Raw genomic sequence first — 19,056 nt, forward strand, 5'->3', positions numbered from 1 at the left:
GGAACCTCTCCGGGCAAGCAACCCCCGCAAGGCGTCGCCGGGGTAAGCGCACGGCGTGAACCGACAACATTCGCACCCCATAAGAGGATGATCATCACATAAGGCCAGGTCAGATTCGCACAGGCTGCTTATGAGGTGCGAAATGTACTCCATCCCCCGTACCTCCACAGCGCCGGTCCTAGCCCAGCCCACCCCATCCCACCCCGCAACGCGAGAAACCCTCCCGGTCTCCCGGGAGGGTTTCTCTGCGGCGGTGGCGGAGGGATTTGAACCCCCGGTCGCTGTTACACGACGCTCGCTTTCGAGGCGAGTTCCTTCGGCCGCTCGGACACGCCACCGCCGACTAAGTTAGCAGCAACCGCCCCGCACGGGCAAAATGCCCGCGGACGAACCCTCGGGGCGGCAGGCCGGTCACTTGTCGGAGAGCTTGTCCAGCCCGTCCTTCAGTGAGCCCTTGGCCTTGTCCGCCTTGTCTCCGTCCGTGACCTTGTCGATGGCCTCGCCGGCCTTGTCCTCGACCTGGTCGCGGTTGTCGTTCACGGCCTTCTTGGCCTTGTCGCCGAGTCCTCCGAGATCCATGATGTTCAACCTCCGTGAAAGTTCTGGAAAGGGGTACTGCATCTGACCCGCCCCAGGATAGAGAATCAGCGCCGGTCGCGAAAGAACCCGGAGAGAAGTTCCTCGCAGTCGGTGGTGCGCACCCCGCCGCGCACGGCGACGGTGTGCAGCGGGGAGTCGCGTGCCACGTCCACCACGGAGCCGCATGCGCCGGTGCGTGGTTCGTGGGCGCCGAAGAGGATGCGTCCCACCCGGGCGCCGACGGCGGCGCCGGCGCACATCGCACAGGGCTCCAGGGTGACCACGAGGGTGCAGTCCTGCAGCCGCCAGGCGTCGCCGTGGGCGGCCGCGGCGGCGCGCAGGGCGAGGACCTCGGCGTGGGCGGTCGGGTCGGCGTCGGCCTCCCGCCTGTTCGTCGCCGCGGCGAGTTCCCGCCCCTCGGGGTCGACGACGACGGCACCGACGGGCACGTCACCGTCGGGCGTGGTGGCGGCGACGGCGAGGGCGCGGCGCATCAGGGCGTCGTCCCGGTTGTCGCGCACGGTGGCCGGCAGACCCGAACCGGTCACTCCCACCCGCTGTACCCGAGCGTGTCGAGGATGTCGGCCAGGTCGTCGTCGAAGCCCAGCTCCTCGGCCAGGCGCATGAGCTGTTCGGTGGCCAGCATCTCCCCGTCGTCGAGGATCACGGAGAACACCTGGTCGCTCACACCGAGGTCGGTGAGGATGTCGAAGTCGCCCTCGGGCCAGGGGGCGTCGGGATCGTCGGCGTCGTCGATGTCGTCGTCGGTGGGCCCGTCCACGTCGAGTTCGTCGAGGATGTCACGGGCCAGGCCGATGCCGGGCTCGTCGTCGTCCTCGACGACCACGGAGGCGTCGCTGAGCAGCAGCTGGGGGCCGCGCGGGCCGGGTCGCACCAGGGCGCACCAGTCGTCCTCCACGCAGACCATGGCGAACAGCACGCCGGCCGCGCGCAGCCGCCCGAGTTCGGTCAGCAGCGGCCGCAGCCCGTCGGGCACGTCTCGTTCCAGGATACGCAGGTGCCAGGACGCGCCGCCGGAGTCACCCTCGGCGAGTTCGGCTGCGACGACGAATCCACTCATGCTCGCTAACCGTAGTCGCCCTGTGCCACACTTGAAAGGTGAACTACACAGCAGCGTCCCCCGCCCCCGCCGACCCGTTCCCGGTCTGTGTGCTGGGGCTGGGCCTGATCGGCGGCAGCCTGCTGCGTGACCTGCAGGGCGCAGGACGCCCCGCGTTCGGATGGAACCGGTCGCAGGCCACGGTGGACGCCGCGACGTCCGACGGTTTCGACGTCTCCGCCGACCTCGTCGCCACGCTGCGCCGCGCCGCCGCGCAGGACGCCCTGATCGTGCTGGGCGTGCCGGTGCCGGCACTGCCCTCGCTGCTGGAGGAGGTCGCCGTCCACGCCCCGGACTGCGGGCTGACGGACGTGGTCAGCGTGAAGGCGGAGGTTCTGGAGCTGGTGCGCGCCCACGGGCTGGCCGAGCGCTACGTGGGCGGCCACCCGATGGCCGGTACCGCCGACTCCGGGTGGGACGCAACGACGACCGGCCTCTTCGACGACGCGGTGTGGGTCGTCACCCACGACAACGCGGGCGAGAACGACGCATGGGTGACCACGTGGCGACGGGTCGTGGAGACCGCCACGGCCACCGGCGCGGCGGTGGTGCCGGCACGCACCGGAAACCACGACGACGCGGTGGCCCGGGTCTCCCACCTGCCGCACGTGCTCGCCGAGGCGCTGGCGGTGACCGCCGACCGTGGTGGCGCGCTGGCGTTGTCGTTGGCGGCGACGAGCTTCCGCGACGGCACCCGCGTGGCCGGCACCGCCCCGCCGCTGGTGCAGGCGATGTGCGAGAACAACCGGGACGCCCTGGTCACGGCCCTCGACGAGACGGTGGAGCTGCTCGGCGCCGCCCGCGCGGCCCTCGGCGACCCCGACGGGGACCTGGGTCAGCTCACCGGTGACGGGTACGACGCCCGGCTGCGCTACGAGGCGCGCGCCGGACGCACCCGCGAGGCACCGTCCAACCGCCCGTTCATCCGGGTGCGCCCCGGTGATCCGGGCTGGATCGAGCAACTGCACCAGGCCGAGAGCCTCGGCGCGCAGATCGGGATCCTCTAGACCCCTGCTCCTGCCCGACTACTCCTGTCCGACCTGGCACTCGGCGGCACCGCCGGTGGTGGAGGACTGCTCCACCAGCGGGGCGATGCGCTGGGCCAGCTCGGCGACGGCGGCGCGGGAGGTCTGCTCGCTGCCGTCCTCGGGGATGACCCCGATGGAGACCGGGACCTGTGCACCGACGGGGCCGACGAGACCGAACTCGCGCAGGATGAAACTGCCCTCGGCGGTGTCACCCCACCCACCCTTGACGTGGGCGTTCTCCAGCTGGCCGAGGCCTCCGGCGTGCTCCTCGGCGAGCCGGCCCATCGCGTCGACGGTCTGCTCGGAGCCCAGCACGCAGGCCATCTGGTTGGCGAAGATGGCCTGGTTGTCCAGGGTCCAGCCGATGTCGCCGAAGCCCTCGTAGTCGGCGCTGTCGCGGTCCACGTTCGTGTCCGTGGGGTCGCCGCCCTGGGCCAGCACCGCGCCGAGCGCGGTGGCGGCCTCGTCGTCGTCGCCGAGGGACTGCCACAGCCGCAGGGCGGCGTCGTTGTCGGAGACGGTGATCGCGGCGTCGATGTCCTCGGTCAGGTCCTCCACGGGCGTGCCCTCACGCAGGGCGGCCTGCACCGCGGCGATGGACACCGGCACCTTGATCGAGGACAGCCCCGGGCCGTCCTGCAGGTCACCGACGTGCACGATGCCGCCGCCGGCGCGCATCGTCGCCCCGGCGGTGACGCCGAACTCCGCGGAGACCTCGTCGACGGCCGCGGCGAGTTCCACCCGGATGTCGTCGGCCTCCTGCTGCGCCGTCGGTTCGGAGGACGCCGCGACGTCCTGCTCCAGCGCACGGCGGTCGCGCTCGGCCTCGTCCCCGTCGTCGGCCGCGAGGCCGTTGAGGAACACCGCCACGCTCAACACGCTGAGCAGCAGGGCACCGACGATCCAGAGACTGAACTGGTTCGCCTTCCTCCCGACACCACCACCTGGCCCCCCGGCGTTGCCGCCCGACGCGCGATGATGCGTTCCGGTTGCTCTTGCGTTGCTTGACCTGGGTACCACAGCATCCGACATTAGCCGACGGGTCTGCAATTCCCGCAGTCCGCCAGCTGTCGGTTCGCTGACGATCCACGCACCGGCCGGGACCGGTCAGCAACCACCCTCGGCGGGCACACCGTGAGCACCGGCGACGGTGTCGCGCAGGGACCCGGCGACCTCGTCGAGCACCACCTGGGCGGAGGCGTAGCTGCCGTCGGGGGCGGTCGCGGCGACGGCGACGGGCACCATCGTGCCGTCGTCGGCGGGGATGAGCCCGAACTGGCGGACCAGGTAGGTGCCGTCCTCGCCGGGTCCCCACCCGCCCTTGAAGCGGGCGCCGTCGAGCCGGCCGAGACCGTAGTCCTGGCCGGCGGCGACCTGCCCCATCGCGTCGAGCACCGGGGCGGAGCCGGCGACACAGCGCAGTCCGGCGGCGAACCTGGCCTGGTCGCCCAGCGCCCAGGTGGTCTGGCCGAAGGTGCTGAACTCCGCGCGGCGTTTCTGCGCCGGGACGGTCGTCGTGGTGTCGCCGCCCTGGCGCAGGACGTCCTGCGTGGCGGCGGCCGCGGCCGCCTCGTCACCGAGGGAGGCCCAGAGCGCCTCGGCGGCGTCGTTGTCGGAGACGGTGATCGCCTGACGCATCAGCCCGTCGAGCCCGTTCTGGTCGTCAGCACCGGCGTTGGTGAGTGCGGCGACGGCCACGGGGACCTTGCTGGTCGACCAGGCGGCGTCGGCGAGGTCGGCCAGGGAACCGCCGGTGCGCAGGTCACCGTCGTCGAGCAGGGCCACCCCGGCACTGCCGGATCCCTCCGGGACCTCGAGGGCGCCGGCCTGCGGTGAGGATGACGCCGAAGACGTCGGCGCCGGGCTCGTGGTCGGGTCAGTCGTCGGGTCCGGGGTCCGTGCGGTGGTGCTCTGCCCTGCCGTCTCCTGGGCCGTCTCCCCGTCACGGTCGACGTCGCCGATCACGCAGCCGCCGAGCAGCAGCGCCGCGGTCACGGGCACGACCGCGGCAAGGCCCCTGGCGCCCCTGACGCCCCCGGCGCGGCTACGCAATGTAGACATTCGCGTCGTTGCCGCCGGAGCAGTGCACGTAGCTGCCCTCGTCGGTGCAGCTCATCCGGTAGGACGTGCCGTTGACGGGGCTGGTCACGGTGAGATCCTGGTCGGTCTCGCGGTTGTCGAGGTAGGCCTCCACGAAGGCGTCGCGCACGGCCTGGGCGAACTCGTCACTGGTGTAGGTGTCGCCCGACGGCGGGGACTTGTACACGGAGTTGAAGTCACCGGTGGGCTCGCCGGCGCGGGCGGCGGCGTTGACCGGCTCGGCACCGGCGGGCAGGTCCGCACGGTCGGGACGGCTCTGACTGGACGTCGTCGACGGCGCCGAGGAACTCGAGGGGGCTGAGGAAGAGGTCTCGTCGGCCTGCGTGGTCTGCCGGCTGATCGTCGGTGACTGGGCGGAGTCGTCGCCTCCACCGCCGAAGAGGTCGTCCCACTTCCAGACCAGCAACGCGGCGACGAGGACGATGATCAACACCGGGATGACGACCAGGAGGATGCGTCCCGCGCCGGAACCCTGCGGACCCTGCGGCTCCTGCGGCGGCTGAGAGTACTGGGGCGGCTGCTGCTGGAACGACTGTCCCCAGTCAGGTTGACCACCGGCGGCCTGTCCCCACTGCGGCGTCTGGTCCCGGTCACCGGGCCCGCGGCCCCAGCCGTCACTGTCAGTCATTAGCTCTCCTCACATGATCCTCTTGTCCGTTATTGAGTGTAGAACACCGTTGCGGATCCGGCCTGCGCCGTGCACCCTTGTTTCATGGGACAACGCACCGACGTGACCTTCCTGTCCGGCCAGGTGAACTGTGCGGCCTGGCTCTACGAACCAGACACCGCACCAGACACACCACCGCGGGCGACGCTGGTGATGGCCCACGGGCTCGGCGCGGTCCGGGACATGGGGCTGGACGCCTTCGCGCAGCGATTCGTGGCGCACGGCTACCGCTGCCTGGTGTTCGACTACCGGTACTTCGGCGCCAGCGACGGCCGTCCCCGTCAGCTGCTCAGTGTGCGGCGTCAGCGTGAGGACTGGGCGGCGGCGGTGGCCTTCGCCCACACCCTGCCCGGCGAGGCCCCCGTGGTCGCGTGGGGGACGTCCTTCTCCGGCGGGCACGCGATCCACGTCGGGGCCACGGCGGAGCCGGGCTCGCCGGGCACCGTGGACGCCGTGATCGCGCAGTGCCCGTTCACCGACGGGGTGGCCTCGGTGCTGCGCATCCCGCCGGTGGTCTCGGCGAAGCTGACGCTGCGGGCGGTGCGCGACATCGCCGCGTCGCTGCTGGGCCGCGACCCGGTGACGGTGGCGACCGCCGGCGGGGCCGGCGACACCGCCCTGATGACCGCCGACGACGTGATCGACGGCTACCTCGGCCTCGTCCCACCGGACTCCACCTTCCGTAACGAGGTGGCCGCCCGGATCGTGCCCGGCATCCTCACCTCCCGGCCCGGCGGGTACGCCCGGAAGCTGACCGTGCCCGCCCTGTTCTGCCTGTGCCGGGCGGACTCCGTGGCCCCGGTGGCGGCGAGTCGTCGCCACGTGGCCCGCGCGCCGCAGGGTGTGGTCAAGGAATACGACGCCGGCCACTTCGACATCTACTCCGGGGCGGACTTCGACGCCGTCGTCGCCGACCAGCTCGCCTTCCTCGGCGACGTGTTCGGGGACGTGTCCGGGGACGTGTCCGGGGACTGATCCCCCACGCACCCCTGCGGCGGCAGCACCGGACGGTAGCTGTGCCGCGTGCCGGCCGTGGACGACGCCGAGCCGGGCAGGTCCGCCAGCACCCCGACCGCGGCGACGGGGTCGAGCAACAGACCGGGGCCGAGGGCGGCCACCGGGTCGTCGTCGTTGATCTCGTCGACGGTGCACCGGTCCTCGGCCGGCGCGGCGACGGTACCGGGACGGCCCTGCCACAGCTGGGCGGCCGGCGCGGCCGCACCGTCCTGCGCCAGCTGCCGTACCGCCGCCAGACCCGCGCCGACGCCGAGGCTCTGGCCCTGCACCACCACCGCCGGACGCCGCGCGGCGTCCAGCTCCTCCACGCGCTCGGTGACCTCGCGCAACAGCGCCGTCGCCGACTGCTCGGCGAGCTCCGGGCGCATCAGGTACGCCACGGCCGAAGGGGTGCGCGCATAACGCACCGCGACGTTCGCCACGTCCCCGTCGGCCCAGTCCTCCACGGCCTCCACCTGCACCGGGTCCACCCACCCGGAACCGGTGGGCAGGGTGACCAGCACGATGCCACGCTCCAGACCACCGGCGTCGACGAGTTCGTCGACGGTGTCGCGCGCGGCGGCCGTGGCGTCCTGCCCCGGGTGGTCGCCGTAGACACGCACCGCGCCGGACGCGGCGGGCTCGGTGAGCACGTCGCGCGGGTGCTGGGCCAGCGGCCCCCGGTCGAAGGCCCACCACGTCGCCGCCGCGGCCGGGGCCACAAACTGCGACAACGCCGCCAGCACCACCGCCGCCGTGAGCAGCGTCCTGCCCCGGTTCACCACGGGAACCACTCCTCCACCGGTGCGCCGTTGTGCTGGCGCACGGTGTTGACCGCCACGCCGGCGTAGGCGACGCCCGCCACCGCCCGGCACGCGGTCGCCCCGTCGCAGGACGCCGCCATCTGGGCGGCCATCTGCCGGTCGAGTGCGGCGCGGGTGTGCTCCGGGATGGTCTCGCCGGTGCGGTAGGCCACGCGCAGCAGGTCGTAGCCCAGGTCGTGGGTCATGCACGCCGGCTCAAAGGACTCCGGCAACGGCACCGGCGAGGAACAGTCGCCGGTGGGGTTCGTGGCGGAGCCGGCGTTGTCCTGCGTGCTGTCCTGCGTACCTTCCTGTGTCCCGGGCCGGTAGCCGAGCTCCGCAACCAGCTCGGCGGGGAGGTAGGACGTCCCGGGCTCCCCCGCGGCGAGCGTCTCGGCGGCGGCCACCGCGCCCACGGGCTGCGGGGTCACCGCCGTGGACCCGGCGGTCGGGGTGGACGTGGCCCCCGTGAGGAGCACGACGGCGGCGGACATCAGGACGGTGGTGGCGGCGACTCTTCTACGACGTGACATGCCCCGGAACGCTAGGCAGCGTCCTTCCCCGCGTGGATCCCTCCGCAGGGTGATTGTGGATCTCACTCTCCAGGGGGATCCGGGTGGCCGCACCGCCGACTAGCGTCACAGGCATGAGACGCAGCGACCAGCCCACCCGACCGTTTCGCGGCGCGATCGCGCGTGCCACCGACTCGACGGTGCGCGCCGTGTCCGGTCCCGCCTCGCGCGCCGGCGTGACCCCGCAGGTGCTGCTGCTCGTGGCGCTGTTCACCACGGTCCTGTTCACGGTGGCCTGGCCGACCTACTTCGTCACCCACGGACTCAATGCCGCGATCGTGCCGCTGCTCGCCGCCGTCGGTACGCTGCCGGTGCTGACCAGCCTGTGGCACCCGGTGCCGTCCTGGCTGGCGGTCGTGCTGGCCTGCCTCATCAGCGCCCCGCTACGCACCGAGGAGACCTACATGCTCAGCTGGCCGGTGCCCTTCCACCTGGCGCTGGCGTTCACCCTGGCGGTCGTGGTGGTGCGCGCCCCACGCAACTCGGTCATCCTCGCCGTGGCCGCCACCGGGGTCCTGATGCTCACCAACCCGGACGGTGCCCGCGTCGGCTGGGTCGTGGGCGTGACCGTGTGGACGGTGCTGTTCCTGCTGGTGCGCTGGCTGCTGGCCTCCCGCCGGGACCTGCGCCTGGAGGAGACCCGCACCAGCGAGCAGTCGGAGATGCGGGTGATGGCCGAGGAACGCAACCGTCTGGTGCGCGACCTGCACGACGTCGTCGCCCACCAGATGTCGATGATCGTGGTGCAGTCGCAGTCCGCCCCCTACCGCCTGCAGGGGGTGACCCCGGCGATCCACGCGGAGTTCGACTCCCTCTCCGACACCGCCCGCGAGGCCCTCAACCAGGTGCGCGAACTGCTCGGGGTGCTGCGCAGCGACGCCGAGGACGGGGCCACCACCCCGGTGGGCACCGACCAGATCGGCCCCACGCTGCAGGCCGCCCGGCGCGCCGGGGTGGACGTGTCCTGGTCGCCGCAGGACGTCACGGCGGTGTCCGCCCGCCTCGACGACACCACCGGCGTGGTGCTGCACCGGGTGCTGCAGGAGTCGCTGTCCAACGCCTCACGCCACGCCCCGGGGTCCGCGGTGCTGGTGGGGCTGGAGCTGGACGGTGACGGCGGGGACCAAGTCTGGGTCACCCTGACGGTGGACAACGGCCCGGCCGCGCCGGACGCCATCGTCCCCCCGGAGCACAGCGGCGGGGCCGGCATCCAGGGCATGTCCGCCCGGGTGCGCGCCGTGGGCGGCACGTTCACCGCCCTGCCCGCCGCCGACGGCGGCTTCACCGTCACCGCCGCCGTGCCCGCACCCACCCGGTAACGTGACCCCCATGACCGACAACCCGGCACCCACCACCGTGCTCGTGGTCGACGACCAGGCGATGGTGCGCCAGGGCTTCGCCGCGCTGCTGAACTCACGCGAGGGCATCACCGTGCTCGGCGACGCCGCCGACGGTGCCCAGGCCGTGGAGCAGGCCACCCGCCTGCACCCGGACGTGGTGTTCATGGACGTGCGCATGCCGGTGATGGACGGGCTCGAGGCGGCCCGGCGCATCCTGTCCTCCGGGCTGGACCCCGCCCCACGGATCATCATGCTCACCACCTTCGACCTCGACGACTACGTCTACGAGGCGCTGCGCATCGGCTGCTCCGGGTTCCTTCTGAAGGACGCCCCGGCCGACGAGCTCGCCCGCGCCGTGCGCCTGTCCGTCACCGGCGAGGCGCTGCTCGCCCCCACCGTCACCCGACGCCTCATCGCCGACGCGGTGGCTCGTTCCCCGCGCTCCGCCCCACGCCGGGCGTCCACCGAACTGGCCTCGCTGACGCCGCGGGAGCGCGAGACCGTCGAACAGATCGCCACGGGTCGCTCCAACGCCGAGATCGCCGAGGTGCTGTTCATCTCGGAGGAGACGGTGAAGACCCACGTGCGCAAGGTGCTGCAGAAACTGCGCCTACGCGACCGGGCTCAGGTCGTGGTCTTCGCCTACGAGAACGGGGTCGTCTGAGCCGAGCGCGCGCAGCCCGTCGGCGACCCGCCGCGCCCACTGCCCCACCGTCGCCACTGCCTCCGGCGTGCCGGGGTAGCGCACCCGCAGGTGCATGCCGTCGTCGTTGAGGACGAACCACGCCATCACCCCGTCGGTGCGGATCCACGCCGAGACGTGCTGCGGGTGTGCGGCGTCCGGCACCTGCACCGGCAGCCGACGGTTGTCCAGCCACGACAGGGCGAACATGCCCGGCGTGTTCGGCATCCCGCCCCACGGGCGCAGCAACGGCTCCAACGGGTAGGACCCCAGGGTGATCGCGTCGCGCACCGCGGTGGCGCACGCGGACGGGTCGACCGAGTCGCAGTCCAGCACGGAGTTGGTGATGAACCAGCCCACCGAGTCCGCCCACCGCGCCGGGTCGTCGGCCGGTCCGCGCCGGGAGTGCACGGGGAACACCGCGCGCAACCGCCCCGCCCCCATGTCCCGGTTGACCTGGGTGAGCACGCTCACCGCCAACGGCAGCAACCGGACGTCGCGGGCCTCGGCGGCGCGTTCCAGACGCGCCACGCCCGCGGCGTCCAGCACGTCGAGCACCTCGACGACCTCGTCGCGGGGTTCGGAGACGTCGCCCAGGTCGAGGGGGAACACCGGCATGTCGCCGTCGCCCTCCTCCATGATCCGGCACCACCGCTCACGCACGTGCGCCGGGGCGGCGTCGCGGCCCGCAAGCGCGCGGACGTGATCACCGAAGGAGGGCACAGGCGGGAGTGGAGCATCTTCCAGTGCGGCGAGCATGTCGCGCACCAGCACCAGCAGCGACCATGCGTCGGTGTGACTGTGGTCCAGGCCGATGACGGCGGTGCACGTGCCGTCGCCGTGGTCGACCACGCTGAGCCGGTGCGACGGGGAGCCGAAGGGCTCGCACGCCTCGTCGAAGACCCCGCGCAGCACGGCGCGCGGATCCTGCGTGCGATCGCCCGCACGGCGCCAACGGCCGCCCGTGACCTGCACGTCCTGCACGCGGATGCGTCCTGCGTCCTGCGTGAGCACGGTGCGCAGCGTGCCGTGACGGGCCACGACCCGGTCCCACGCCGCGGCGAGGCGTCCGCGTCCGACGGACGGGACGGCGAAGGCGACAGCCATCCAGCTGCCCGGGCGCGAGCCCGCGGCGGCGTGGCGCGCCTGGTCGAAGGACGGGGCGTGGCCGGGCGCACCGGGAGACGCAGCAGACACAGGGGACACCGTCTGGTCGAAGACGTGTACCTGTCCTGCGGCGAGCTCCATACGGGCTACAGTTGTCAGTCTCATACCCACGGACGATAGGGCCGTGGGATTACACACGGATTTCCTGCATGAGTCGCACACCTGACAAGACAGACGCCCTCTCCTCCCTCGCTCACGACATCTGGGGTCCCGTGGACGGCACCCCGGTCGTCCAGCTGCACGGGCTGACCTCCAGCCGTGCCCGCGACGTGGCCCTCGGCCTCGACCTCACCGCAGGTCAGGACGCACTGCGCGTGCTTCGCTACGACGCCCGTGGCCACGGCCGGTCGTCCGGGCCCGAGCACCCGGCGGCCTACCGATGGACCTCCCTGGCCCGCGACCTGGAGGACGTTGCGACCGAGTTCTCCCCGGACGCGCCGGTGCACGTGGTCGGCCAGTCGATGGGGGCGGCGACGATCCTGACCTCCGCGGCGGCCGGGCACGACTACGCGTCCATGACGTTGTGCATCCCGCCGACGGCCTGGGAGCTGCGCGGGGACCGGGCGGGTATGTACGAGCGTTCCGCACAGTTCGTCGAGGAGCACGGCCTGGCCGCCTTCGCCGAGACGACCCGTGCGGAGCCCGCGCCGCCGGCGCGCAGCACCGAGGTGCCGTTCACCATGCCGGACGTGGCGGAGGATCTGCTGCCCACGGTGTTCCGCGGGGCGGCGGGCAACGACCTGCCCTCCCGGGAGCGTATCGCCGCCCTCGGGGAACGCCGGATCCCCACGCTGATCCTGGCCTGGGTCGGCGACCCCGCGCACCCGGTGGCGGTGGCCGAGGAACTGCACTCGCTGCTGCCGGGCTCCCAGCTGGCCACGGCCTACTCCCCGCAGGACGTGGCGCGCTGGCCGGACATGATCGGCGCGTTCATCCACACCGCGGCCAAGTTCCGGCGGTGAGGTCCCGGCGGGCCATCCTGTCGCGACTCCCGCGAACCCCGCGCCCCGTCCGACCCCCTGTCAACGACGGGACGAATCCGGCACGCGACGCGGGATCACCCGCGCAGCACGAAACCCCGCCATCCGGGAAGATGACGGGGCCGTTTGAATGGTGCGCCCGGAGGGATTCGAACCCCCAACCTTCTGATCCGTAGTCAGATGCTCTATCCGTTGAGCTACGGGCGCGCCGTTGCATCTCTGCAACGAGACCATAGCCTACACGCCACCCCGGAAAGCAGCAAAGCGCCTGGTAGATCGCCGATCACACCAGCTTCGAAACCACCTTCAACGGCAGCACCTTCAGCAGCGGGCCGATGAGCCGCCACGGCCACCCGGGCACCAGCGCCCGTCGCTTCCGCGCCTCGATCGCCGCCATCATCGAGCGGACCCCGGTCTCGGTGTCGACCATGAACCGGGTCTTCTGCTCGACCTTCTCGTTCATCTCCGAGCGGATGTAGCCGGGCAGCAGCACCGTCACGTCAATACCACCAGCCCCCGACACCATCAGCTCCGACTGCAGCCCCTCTCCCAGGCTCGCCACGAAGGCCTTGGTGGCACCGTAGGTGGTCATCGCCTTGCGGTTGCCGCGCAGCGCCGTCACCGAGGACACCAGCACCAGGTGCCCGGCACCGCGGGCCCGGAAGATCTCCATGCCCGCCTCCGCCTGCGCCAGCGCGCCGAGCACGTTGGTGGTGGCGGTCTCGCGGTTGGCCTCCGGCTTGCCGGAACCGACCTTGCGCCCCTTGCCCAGCCCCGCGTTGACCACCACGCGGTCCAGCGGCGCCTCGGCGTCCGCGCGTTGGAAGACCTCGCGCACCGCGTCGGGGTCGGTCACGTCCAGCGCGTAGGTGCGCACGGTGACCGCGGGGCAGGACGCCGCGATCTCCGCGGCGAGGGCGGCCAGGCGCTCCGTCCGGCGGGCGCAGAGCGCGAGGTCGTGGCCGGCGGCGGCGGACTGGCGGGCGAGTTCGGCGCCGAGGCCTGAGCTCGCGCCGGTGATGAGTGTGGTGAAGGTCATGAGCCGACCGTATCAGCACGTCACGACTCTTATGGCGGAAACGAGTGAGCACCCGCCGACGGTGAAGAACACCGTGAGCGGGGGCTCACCCAAGAAAAGCGTGCGCCCGGAGGGATTCGAACCCCCAACCTTCTGATCCGTAGTCAGATGCTCTATCCGTTGAGCTACGGGCGCGACGCTGTTTCCAGCGACTCCAGATTCCTCGGCACACCACCAGACGGGACGTGTCACGCGATCCCGGGGTACACCACACACCCCATATAGCGGGACCACGCCCTGAATGTCCGGTAACTCACCACAAGAACCGGACGGCTGACGACACGTCCTCACGAAAAGCCTGAGGAAACTGAAGTGGCGGAGGCGAGAGGATTTGAACCTCCGGTCCGCCGTTAAGCAGACAACTCATTAGCAGTGAGTCCCATTCGGCCGCTCTGGCACGCCTCCATGCCGCCACGTGCGTGACGGACGACTCGAACCATACATCAGCCCCCCGCACCAGATCAAAACCTGCCGGAGACTATTCTTGACCGCATGATCCGCGCCGACCTCACCTCCCTCCCCACGTACGTCCCCGGCAGTCTCCACGGCCACCCCGTGAAGCTCTCGAGCAACGAGTCCTCCCAGGGCCCGCTCCCCGGGGTGACCAGGGCCGCCGCCGAGGCACTGGCCACGGCCAACAGGTACCCGGACATCGTCTCCCACGAGCTGCGCACCACCATCTCCGAGTGGCTCGCCGGGCCGTCCTCGCTGCTGCTGGACGCCGACAACGTCGCCGTCGGCGCCGGGTCGTCCTCCCTGATCGAGCAGGCCGTGCTGGCGACGTGCCGTGGCGGCGACGCCGGGGACGAGGTCGTCTACCCGTGGCGCAGCTTCGAGGCGTACCCGATCCTGGTGCGCGTCGCCGGCGCGACGCCGGTCGAGGTGCCGCTCACCGCCGGGCACGGCAACGACCTGCCGGCGATGGCCGCGGCCATCAACGAGCACACCCGGCTGGTCATCGTGTGCAACCCGAACAACCCCTCCGGCACCACGGTGTCGCGCGAGGAGCTCATCACGTTCCTGCGCGCGGTGCCGGAGGACGTCCAGGTGCTGCTGGACGAGGCGTACATCGAGTACGTCCGCGAGGACGACTTCCCCGACGGCCTGGGCCTGCTCGCGGACTTCCCGAACCTGGCGATCGCGCGGACCTTCTCCAAGGCCTACGGGCTGGCCGGCCTGCGGGTGGGCTACCTGGTGGGGCGCCCGGAGTTCATCGAGGCGGTCAACAAGGTCTGCATCCCCTTCAGCGTCAGCGCCGTCGCCCAGGCCGCCGCGGTGGCGAGCATCGCCGCCCGGGACGAGCTGCTCCAGCGCACGGAGGAGACGGTGACCCAGCGCACGCGCGTGCTGGAGCACATCCCCGAGGCCTGGCGGATCCCCTCCCAGGGCAACTTCGTGTGGCTGGACCTGCACGACCGTGCCGCCGCATTCGAGGAAGCCATCGGTGAGTTCGGCGTGGCGGTGCGCTGCTTCGACGGGGAGGGCGTGCGCATCACGATCACCGACGAGGCGGAGACCGACGTGGTCGTCCAGGCGTTGGACGCCCTGGCGTCCGAGTTCTTCCCGGAACGGTAACTACACGGAAACACCGGGCGTCCAGCATGGGGTCATGTACACGCCATCCTTCTCCCCGTTGTTCGCCACCCGCCCGGCGTCCTCGCCGGCCGTGCGCGACGTCCGCAGCTTCAACTCCGCCCCGGCGGAGCAGCTGACCACCCTGCTGTCCTTCATGACCGCCAGCCGCGAGCTGGCCCGCACCATCGTGGTCGGACGGCCCTACCTCGACGCCGCGGACGTCTACTCCGCCGCCTCCCGCGCCCTGGTCACCCTGCCCACGCAGCTCGTCGAGGGCATCGTGGACGCCCACCAGCCGGTCGACCGCGTCCCGCTGGTGGAGGACGCCTGGACGGCCGGTGAGATCACCGACGACCAGCTCTCCGACCTGCGCGACGCCGCCCTCGGCTACGCCGCGGCGCAGGGCCACCTCTTCATCGCCGACCCGGCGGTGTGGGGCTCACCGGAGGCGGTGACCATGATCCCCGCGCAGGATGGCACGACCGCCCCGGCCGTCCCCGCCCTGGTGGACGCCCTCCTCGAGGACGTCGAGCGGCGGCTGCGGCTGCCGTCCACGCAGGCGTGGGAGCTCACCGTCGCGCACCTGGTGGAGTCCAACCGTCAGAAACTGGTGACCCTACTGGAGCGGTAGGGGCGCTTTCCTGGACGGGGTGCCCCCCGACAGCACCCGTCCCACAGCAGATTTCGCACCCCATAAGAAGCCTCTTTAAATCTGACCTGGCCTTTTGCAAGAGTCAGATGCTTATGAGGTGCGAAATCTGCAGTACCCGGGTTCTGTTCCCTCGTCCCCGCTAGCGCCAGCTCTGCTCCAGGCTGCCGTCGATCCCGTCCATGTTCGGGTCGGTGACCACACAGGTCACCGTCCTGTCCTCCTGCGCCCAGCTCTCCTTCGACGGCATCATGGTGACCACGTCCAGCGCGGAGTCCGCGTACCCCACCCCGACGTAGGTGGTGAAGGCGTCACCGCCGCAGATGCCGCCGGCCTCCTCGCCGAGCTGCTCGTTGCCGGGGAAGAGGGTCTTGCCGGCGATGTCCGCCTGCGCGAACACCTCACCGGCGTGGGGCTCGGCGCAGTCGACCAGGTCGATGTCGCCGGTGCCCTCGAGCTGCCCCATGTCCGCCACGCAGTCGCCGATGGCCAGACCGCGGGCGCCCCGGGAGCCCGGGTCGGTCTCCACCGGGTCCACGTCCGGCTGGTCCGGGTCCTCGTCGTCCGGCACGGCGTCTTCGTCGCCGTCCTCTGCGCCGTCCTCCTCGCCGGCGGCGTCGGACTCGGGAACGGGCTTGTCCGGCGGCGGTTCGGTGCCCACGGACCCGCCGGGGGCGTCGTCGTCGGGCTCCGGGTCTCCGATGGTGCAGGCCCCCAGCAGCAGCGGCGTGCACAGCACCACCGCAGCACCCGCCCGGACGGCACCTCGCGTGATCGTTCTCATCGTGACGAGGTTACCGTCAGGACCTCCACCACTGGCGGACCGGCACCCCGGTGTGGCCGGACTCATCCGGGCGCACCGCCAGGACCTGGTGGAGCTGGATCACGTTGTGCTCGAAACCCCACTCCGAACCGGCCATGTACAGGCCGAACAGGCGGGCCGTCTCCTCGCCGACGAGGTGGACGGCGTCGTCCCAGTTCAACGCCAGCAGCTCGCACCAGTCGTGCAGGGTGCGCTGGTAGTGCGGGCGCAGGTTCTCCTCGTGGACCACGTCGAAGCCGGTGTCCTGCATGATCGTGATGATCCGGCCGGAGCCGGTGAGCTCGCCGTCGGGGAAGATGTAGCGGTCGATGAACTGGCCGGTCTTGGTCTTCCGGTTGTGCGGGCGGGTGATGCAGTGGTTGAGCATCCGGCCGCCCGGGCGCAGCTTGGCGTACAGGCGCGAGAAGTAGTCCTCGTAGTTGGGCACACCGATGTGCTCCAGGATGCCGATCGCGCTGACCGCGTCGAAGTCGGACTCCGGCACGTCGCGGTAGTCCATGCAGCGCACCTCGGCGAGGTCCTGCAGGCCCTCCTCCTCGATCTTGGCCTTGCCCCACTCGTACTGCTCGCGCGAGAGGGTCACGCCCACGGCCTTCACACCGTTGCGCGCGGCGTGACGGACCATGCCGCCCCAGCCGCAGCCCACGTCCAGCAGCCGGTCGCCCGGGTTGAGCCGCAGCTTGTCGAAGACCAGCCGGTGCTTGTTGTCCTGGGCCTGGGTCAGCGGCCCGTTGGCCACAGCGCCCTTCTCCCACTGGGCGTAACCCCAGCCGCCGTCGGGGCCGGTGACCTGGTCCTCGCCCTCGAACTCCGGGTAGTAGGCGCAGGTGTAGGCCATGGAGTCGCCGAGGAAGAGCTCGTAGAAGTCGTTGCCCACGTCGTAGTGGCGGCTCACGACCTCCTTGTCCCGCTCCGGGGAGTGCCGGGAGAGCCCCTCCAGCATGGCGCGCTTCCAGCCGGGCAGCGTCTCCTGCTCCGGGGCGGGCTGCAGCTTGATCGCACCCATCGCCTTGAGCGACCGGCCGATGTCCAGCAGTTCCTTCGCCGAGGGGCGGCGGATCTGGTCGTAGAGGTGCTGGAGGTGGTCGAAGACGAGGTACGGGTGTCCCGGCTCGTCCCCGCTGATGCGCAGGCTGCCGGTGATGTAGGCCCGGGCCAGGCCCAGGTCACCGGGGGCGGTGACGATGTAGGCCAACGCGTCCGGCGAGGTGATCTCCAGCACCAGCTCCGCGTCCGCCGGCCCGGCAGTCGACCCGTCGAAGGCGGTCACCCGGAACGGCGCCGGCGGCGTGATGACCTTGTCGACGATCTCTCCCACCGTCAGCGGCGTGAAACCCCTGTTCATTTCTCTCCTCTGTGTCCTCTGCGTCATCTGCGTCTTCTTCGTCTTCGTGTATCTGTCTTCCGTGCCGCTCACACGCCGCGCACGGTCTTCTCGTACAGTCCCGGGAACCGCCCGTCGGGGTCGAAGACCGCCTTGAGCTCCCCGGGACGCTCACCGCCGTACAGCTCGGCGAACTTCTCCTCGGTGTAGAACGCCTCGGAGTACAGGGACTTGTGCCCGCCAAGGTCGGAGACCACGCGCTCGATCTCGCGGTTGAAGGCGCCCTCCGGGGCGTCCGGCCCCATCTGGTCGGCCGGCACCGAACTCCAGAAACCCACGTTCACCCACGTCTCCCCCGGTGACAGGGGGTACAGCGGCCAGGAGGCATCGTCCGACAGGCGGATCGGGCACAGCCACACCGGCTGGATCTCGCAGGTGGTGAAGAACCAGGTCAGGAACTCCGGCAGGTTTTCCGGGGTGACCTCGATGTCCTGCACCACCCGCTCACGCGGCGGACGCCCGTTGTGTGCCTCGATACGGTCGGCCAGATCGAAACGACGGTCCCAGCCGATGATCTTCCAGTAGAAGCTGGAGCGCAGCAGGTCGCGGGGCCACAGGGTGCGGACCGTGGGGTTCTGCGCACCGAAGGCCCGGTTGCACCAGAACCAGTCGACGTCCCAGCGCCACAGGTAGTCGCGCACGGTCAGCTTGTCGCGCAGCACGCCGGCCGGGTGCTGCAGCGAGCGGTAGTAGCTGCGCTCCCGGGTGTAGTCACTGGTCGGACCGGGCTCGTCGGTGGCGCGGCCCAGCACCAGGTAGCTCTCCTGAAGGCTGAAGACCACGCCGTCGAGGTAGTCGACGCGCTCGCCGTCGTACTCCTTGTCGGTCACGATGCGGTCGAGCGCCTCGGTCAGCGACGTCACGTCGTCGAAGCGCACGTGCCGCAGGTCCACGTAGGGTTCCACCCGCTCGCACCGCACGGTGAGCCGCACGCTGTAGCCCAGGGACCCGTAGGAGTTGGGGAAGCCGCGGTACAGGTCGGTGTTCTGCGTGGGCGAGCAGGTGAGGATCTCGCCGGTGCCGGTGAGCACGTCCATCTCCAGGACGGCCTCGTGCGGCAGCCCGTTGCGGAAGGACGTGGACTCCACGCCCATGCCGGTGACCGCCCCGCCGAGGGTGATGGTCTTGAGCTGCGGCACCACCGTCGGTGCGAGCCCGTAGGGCAGCAGCACGTCGACGAGGTCCTCGTAGGTGCACATGCCCTGCACGTCGGCGGTGCACGCCACCGGATCCACGGCGATCACGCCGTGCAGGCCCGAGACGTCCAGCCCGACGGCGTCGCTGGAGCGTCCCCGGAAGAGGTTGGACGTCTTCTTCGCCAGCCGTACCCGGCTGCCGGGTGGGACGGCGTCGAAGCTGTCCTTCAGGCGTTGCACCGCCTGCTCGTGGGCGAACCACCCCACCGGGGCGAGGTCTCGCTGGTCAAGTCCGTTTCCTATGCGTACCGCGTCGGTGATCCTGCCGGCGACGGAGACCGCTTTCTCCTTCAGTCCCATAGGAGGCCACTGTAGCC

20 protein-coding genes and 4 tRNA genes are annotated in these 19,056 nt (G+C 71.2%); 7 read left to right on the forward strand and 17 right to left on the reverse strand.

Annotated elements, in window-relative coordinates:
- Nucleotides 1-251: 251 nt before the first annotated feature.
- From ACT3S3_RS01390 to ACT3S3_RS01405, 4 genes are all read right to left on the reverse strand, one after another.
- A tRNA-Ser gene (locus ACT3S3_RS01390) sits at nucleotides 252-338 on the reverse strand.
- A 73-nt stretch (nucleotides 339-411) separates the two neighbouring features.
- Nucleotides 412-579 carry a hypothetical protein gene (locus ACT3S3_RS01395; RefSeq protein WP_301441991.1) on the reverse strand — a complete coding sequence of 56 codons (168 nt, stop codon included), beginning with the start codon at nucleotides 577-579 and terminating at the stop codon, nucleotides 412-414.
- A 65-nt stretch (nucleotides 580-644) separates the two neighbouring features.
- Entirely contained in the window at nucleotides 645-1,073 is a 429-nt protein-coding gene (locus tag ACT3S3_RS01400; protein WP_441579550.1) for a nucleoside deaminase, read from the reverse strand.
- Nucleotides 1,074-1,123: 50 nt separating this feature from the next.
- Complete coding sequence (locus ACT3S3_RS01405) at nucleotides 1,124-1,660, reverse strand: tRNA adenosine deaminase-associated protein (protein WP_301441993.1); 537 nt, start codon at nucleotides 1,658-1,660, stop codon at nucleotides 1,124-1,126.
- A 38-nt stretch (nucleotides 1,661-1,698) separates the two neighbouring features.
- Between ACT3S3_RS01405 and ACT3S3_RS01410 the strand changes: the two genes are divergently transcribed.
- A complete protein-coding gene (locus tag ACT3S3_RS01410; protein ID WP_301441994.1) occupies nucleotides 1,699-2,706 on the forward strand; it encodes a prephenate dehydrogenase in 1,008 nt (335 codons plus the stop codon).
- An 18-nt stretch (nucleotides 2,707-2,724) separates the two neighbouring features.
- On the opposite strand, the gene ACT3S3_RS01415 is transcribed toward ACT3S3_RS01410, so the two are convergent.
- From ACT3S3_RS01415 to ACT3S3_RS01425, 3 genes are all read right to left on the reverse strand, one after another.
- The gene (locus ACT3S3_RS01415) at nucleotides 2,725-3,597 is read right to left on the reverse strand and encodes a hypothetical protein (RefSeq protein WP_301441995.1); all 873 of its coding nucleotides are present in this window, start codon (nucleotides 3,595-3,597) and stop codon (nucleotides 2,725-2,727) included.
- A gap of 237 nt (nucleotides 3,598-3,834) precedes the next feature.
- Nucleotides 3,835-4,788 carry a hypothetical protein gene (locus tag ACT3S3_RS01420; RefSeq protein ID WP_301441996.1) on the reverse strand — a complete coding sequence of 318 codons (954 nt, stop codon included), beginning with the start codon at nucleotides 4,786-4,788 and terminating at the stop codon, nucleotides 3,835-3,837.
- Complete coding sequence (locus ACT3S3_RS01425; protein ID WP_301441997.1) at nucleotides 4,772-5,455, reverse strand: hypothetical protein; 684 nt, start codon at nucleotides 5,453-5,455, stop codon at nucleotides 4,772-4,774. The genes ACT3S3_RS01420 and ACT3S3_RS01425 overlap by 17 nt, the downstream gene beginning before the upstream one ends.
- Before the next feature lie 84 nt (nucleotides 5,456-5,539).
- Here ACT3S3_RS01425 and ACT3S3_RS01430 point away from each other — a divergent pair, with 84 nt between their 5' ends.
- Nucleotides 5,540-6,469: an alpha/beta hydrolase gene (locus ACT3S3_RS01430; protein WP_301441998.1), complete on the forward strand. Its 930-nt coding sequence runs from the start codon at nucleotides 5,540-5,542 to the stop codon at nucleotides 6,467-6,469.
- Here the strand turns inward: ACT3S3_RS01430 and ACT3S3_RS01435 are convergent.
- Together ACT3S3_RS01435 and ACT3S3_RS01440 are read right to left on the reverse strand one after the other, a co-directional pair.
- Nucleotides 6,373-7,275 (reverse strand): alpha/beta-hydrolase family protein, encoded by a 903-nt coding sequence (locus tag ACT3S3_RS01435; protein ID WP_301441999.1) that lies wholly within the window; start codon nucleotides 7,273-7,275, stop codon nucleotides 6,373-6,375. The genes ACT3S3_RS01430 and ACT3S3_RS01435 overlap by 97 nt on opposite strands.
- Entirely contained in the window at nucleotides 7,269-7,826 is a 558-nt protein-coding gene (locus ACT3S3_RS01440; protein ID WP_301442000.1) for a hypothetical protein, read from the reverse strand. The genes ACT3S3_RS01435 and ACT3S3_RS01440 overlap by 7 nt, the downstream gene beginning before the upstream one ends.
- A 113-nt stretch (nucleotides 7,827-7,939) precedes the next feature.
- Between ACT3S3_RS01440 and ACT3S3_RS01445 the strand changes: the two genes are divergently transcribed.
- Both ACT3S3_RS01445 and ACT3S3_RS01450 read left to right on the forward strand, forming a co-directional pair.
- Nucleotides 7,940-9,184, forward strand: a complete 1,245-nt coding sequence (locus ACT3S3_RS01445; RefSeq protein ID WP_301442001.1) for a sensor histidine kinase — start codon at nucleotides 7,940-7,942, stop codon at nucleotides 9,182-9,184.
- A gap of 10 nt (nucleotides 9,185-9,194) precedes the next feature.
- Complete coding sequence (locus tag ACT3S3_RS01450) at nucleotides 9,195-9,869, forward strand: response regulator (protein ID WP_301442002.1); 675 nt, start codon at nucleotides 9,195-9,197, stop codon at nucleotides 9,867-9,869.
- On the opposite strand, the gene ACT3S3_RS01455 is transcribed toward ACT3S3_RS01450, so the two are convergent.
- Nucleotides 9,816-11,159: a hypothetical protein gene (locus ACT3S3_RS01455; RefSeq protein ID WP_301442003.1), complete on the reverse strand. Its 1,344-nt coding sequence runs from the start codon at nucleotides 11,157-11,159 to the stop codon at nucleotides 9,816-9,818. The two genes, ACT3S3_RS01450 and ACT3S3_RS01455, sit on opposite strands and share 54 nt — an antisense overlap.
- Nucleotides 11,160-11,203: 44 nt before the next feature.
- On the opposite strand from ACT3S3_RS01455, the gene ACT3S3_RS01460 reads away from it, so the two are divergent.
- Nucleotides 11,204-12,016: an alpha/beta fold hydrolase gene (locus ACT3S3_RS01460; protein WP_301442004.1), complete on the forward strand. Its 813-nt coding sequence runs from the start codon at nucleotides 11,204-11,206 to the stop codon at nucleotides 12,014-12,016.
- Between the two features lie 149 nt (nucleotides 12,017-12,165).
- Here the strand turns inward: ACT3S3_RS01460 and ACT3S3_RS01465 are convergent.
- The 4 genes from ACT3S3_RS01465 to ACT3S3_RS01480 all read right to left on the reverse strand — a co-directional run bounded on the left by ACT3S3_RS01465 (nucleotide 12,166) and on the right by ACT3S3_RS01480 (nucleotide 13,517).
- Nucleotides 12,166-12,241, reverse strand: a tRNA-Arg gene (locus ACT3S3_RS01465).
- 76 nt (nucleotides 12,242-12,317) lie between these two features.
- The gene (locus tag ACT3S3_RS01470) at nucleotides 12,318-13,073 is read right to left on the reverse strand and encodes an SDR family oxidoreductase (protein ID WP_444626031.1); all 756 of its coding nucleotides are present in this window, start codon (nucleotides 13,071-13,073) and stop codon (nucleotides 12,318-12,320) included.
- Between the two features lie 101 nt (nucleotides 13,074-13,174).
- Nucleotides 13,175-13,247, reverse strand: a tRNA-Arg gene (locus ACT3S3_RS01475).
- Between the two features lie 178 nt (nucleotides 13,248-13,425).
- Nucleotides 13,426-13,517: transfer RNA gene (locus ACT3S3_RS01480), tRNA-Ser, on the reverse strand.
- 87 nt (nucleotides 13,518-13,604) lie between these two features.
- Between ACT3S3_RS01480 and ACT3S3_RS01485 the strand changes: the two genes are divergently transcribed.
- Entirely contained in the window at nucleotides 13,605-14,687 is a 1,083-nt protein-coding gene (locus tag ACT3S3_RS01485; RefSeq protein WP_301442006.1) for a histidinol-phosphate transaminase, read from the forward strand.
- 34 nt (nucleotides 14,688-14,721) lie between these two features.
- Nucleotides 14,722-15,318 (forward strand): hypothetical protein, encoded by a 597-nt coding sequence (locus ACT3S3_RS01490; protein ID WP_444626033.1) that lies wholly within the window; start codon nucleotides 14,722-14,724, stop codon nucleotides 15,316-15,318.
- A gap of 160 nt (nucleotides 15,319-15,478) precedes the next feature.
- Here the strand turns inward: ACT3S3_RS01490 and ACT3S3_RS01495 are convergent, their stop codons facing one another.
- The 3 genes from ACT3S3_RS01495 to ACT3S3_RS01505 all read right to left on the reverse strand — a co-directional run bounded on the left by ACT3S3_RS01495 (nucleotide 15,479) and on the right by ACT3S3_RS01505 (nucleotide 19,039).
- Nucleotides 15,479-16,120, reverse strand: a complete 642-nt coding sequence (locus tag ACT3S3_RS01495) for a septum formation family protein (protein ID WP_301442008.1) — start codon at nucleotides 16,118-16,120, stop codon at nucleotides 15,479-15,481.
- A 16-nt stretch (nucleotides 16,121-16,136) separates the two neighbouring features.
- Nucleotides 16,137-17,504 (reverse strand): class I SAM-dependent methyltransferase, encoded by a 1,368-nt coding sequence (locus tag ACT3S3_RS01500; RefSeq protein WP_301442009.1) that lies wholly within the window; start codon nucleotides 17,502-17,504, stop codon nucleotides 16,137-16,139.
- A 68-nt stretch (nucleotides 17,505-17,572) separates the two neighbouring features.
- Nucleotides 17,573-19,039 (reverse strand): FAD-binding oxidoreductase, encoded by a 1,467-nt coding sequence (locus ACT3S3_RS01505; protein WP_301442010.1) that lies wholly within the window; start codon nucleotides 19,037-19,039, stop codon nucleotides 17,573-17,575.
- Nucleotides 19,040-19,056 lie beyond the last annotated feature (17 nt).

It is taken from the genome of Corynebacterium sp. AOP40-4SA-5, assembly GCF_052377355.1.
Taxonomy (GTDB): Bacteria; Actinomycetota; Actinomycetes; order Mycobacteriales; family Mycobacteriaceae; genus Corynebacterium.

Excerpts from the sequence above, each read along its gene's own strand:
- ACT3S3_RS01440 (WP_301442000.1), bottom strand. The coding sequence starts at position 7,826 with ATGTCACGTCGTAGAAGAGTCGCCGCCACCACCGTCCTGATGTCCGCC.
- ACT3S3_RS01450 (WP_301442002.1), top strand. The coding sequence starts at position 9,195 with ATGACCGACAACCCGGCACCCACCACCGTGCTCGTGGTCGACGACCAG.
- ACT3S3_RS01395 (WP_301441991.1), bottom strand. The coding sequence starts at position 579 with ATGGATCTCGGAGGACTCGGCGACAAGGCCAAGAAGGCCGTGAACGAC.
- ACT3S3_RS01430 (WP_301441998.1), top strand. The coding sequence starts at position 5,540 with ATGGGACAACGCACCGACGTGACCTTCCTGTCCGGCCAGGTGAACTGT.
- ACT3S3_RS01405 (WP_301441993.1), bottom strand. The coding sequence starts at position 1,660 with ATGAGTGGATTCGTCGTCGCAGCCGAACTCGCCGAGGGTGACTCCGGC.
- ACT3S3_RS01505 (WP_301442010.1), bottom strand. The coding sequence starts at position 19,039 with ATGGGACTGAAGGAGAAAGCGGTCTCCGTCGCCGGCAGGATCACCGAC.
- ACT3S3_RS01400 (WP_441579550.1), bottom strand. The coding sequence starts at position 1,073 with ATGCGCCGCGCCCTCGCCGTCGCCGCCACCACGCCCGACGGTGACGTG.
- ACT3S3_RS01420 (WP_301441996.1), bottom strand. The coding sequence starts at position 4,788 with ATGTCTACATTGCGTAGCCGCGCCGGGGGCGTCAGGGGCGCCAGGGGC.
- ACT3S3_RS01455 (WP_301442003.1), bottom strand. The coding sequence starts at position 11,159 with ATGAGACTGACAACTGTAGCCCGTATGGAGCTCGCCGCAGGACAGGTA.
- ACT3S3_RS01495 (WP_301442008.1), bottom strand. The coding sequence starts at position 16,120 with ATGAGAACGATCACGCGAGGTGCCGTCCGGGCGGGTGCTGCGGTGGTG.
- ACT3S3_RS01460 (WP_301442004.1), top strand. The coding sequence starts at position 11,204 with ATGAGTCGCACACCTGACAAGACAGACGCCCTCTCCTCCCTCGCTCAC.
- ACT3S3_RS01490 (WP_444626033.1), top strand. The coding sequence starts at position 14,722 with ATGTACACGCCATCCTTCTCCCCGTTGTTCGCCACCCGCCCGGCGTCC.
- ACT3S3_RS01485 (WP_301442006.1), top strand. The coding sequence starts at position 13,605 with ATGATCCGCGCCGACCTCACCTCCCTCCCCACGTACGTCCCCGGCAGT.
- ACT3S3_RS01470 (WP_444626031.1), bottom strand. The coding sequence starts at position 13,073 with ATGACCTTCACCACACTCATCACCGGCGCGAGCTCAGGCCTCGGCGCC.
- ACT3S3_RS01425 (WP_301441997.1), bottom strand. The coding sequence starts at position 5,455 with ATGACTGACAGTGACGGCTGGGGCCGCGGGCCCGGTGACCGGGACCAG.
- ACT3S3_RS01445 (WP_301442001.1), top strand. The coding sequence starts at position 7,940 with ATGAGACGCAGCGACCAGCCCACCCGACCGTTTCGCGGCGCGATCGCG.
- ACT3S3_RS01500 (WP_301442009.1), bottom strand. The coding sequence starts at position 17,504 with ATGAACAGGGGTTTCACGCCGCTGACGGTGGGAGAGATCGTCGACAAG.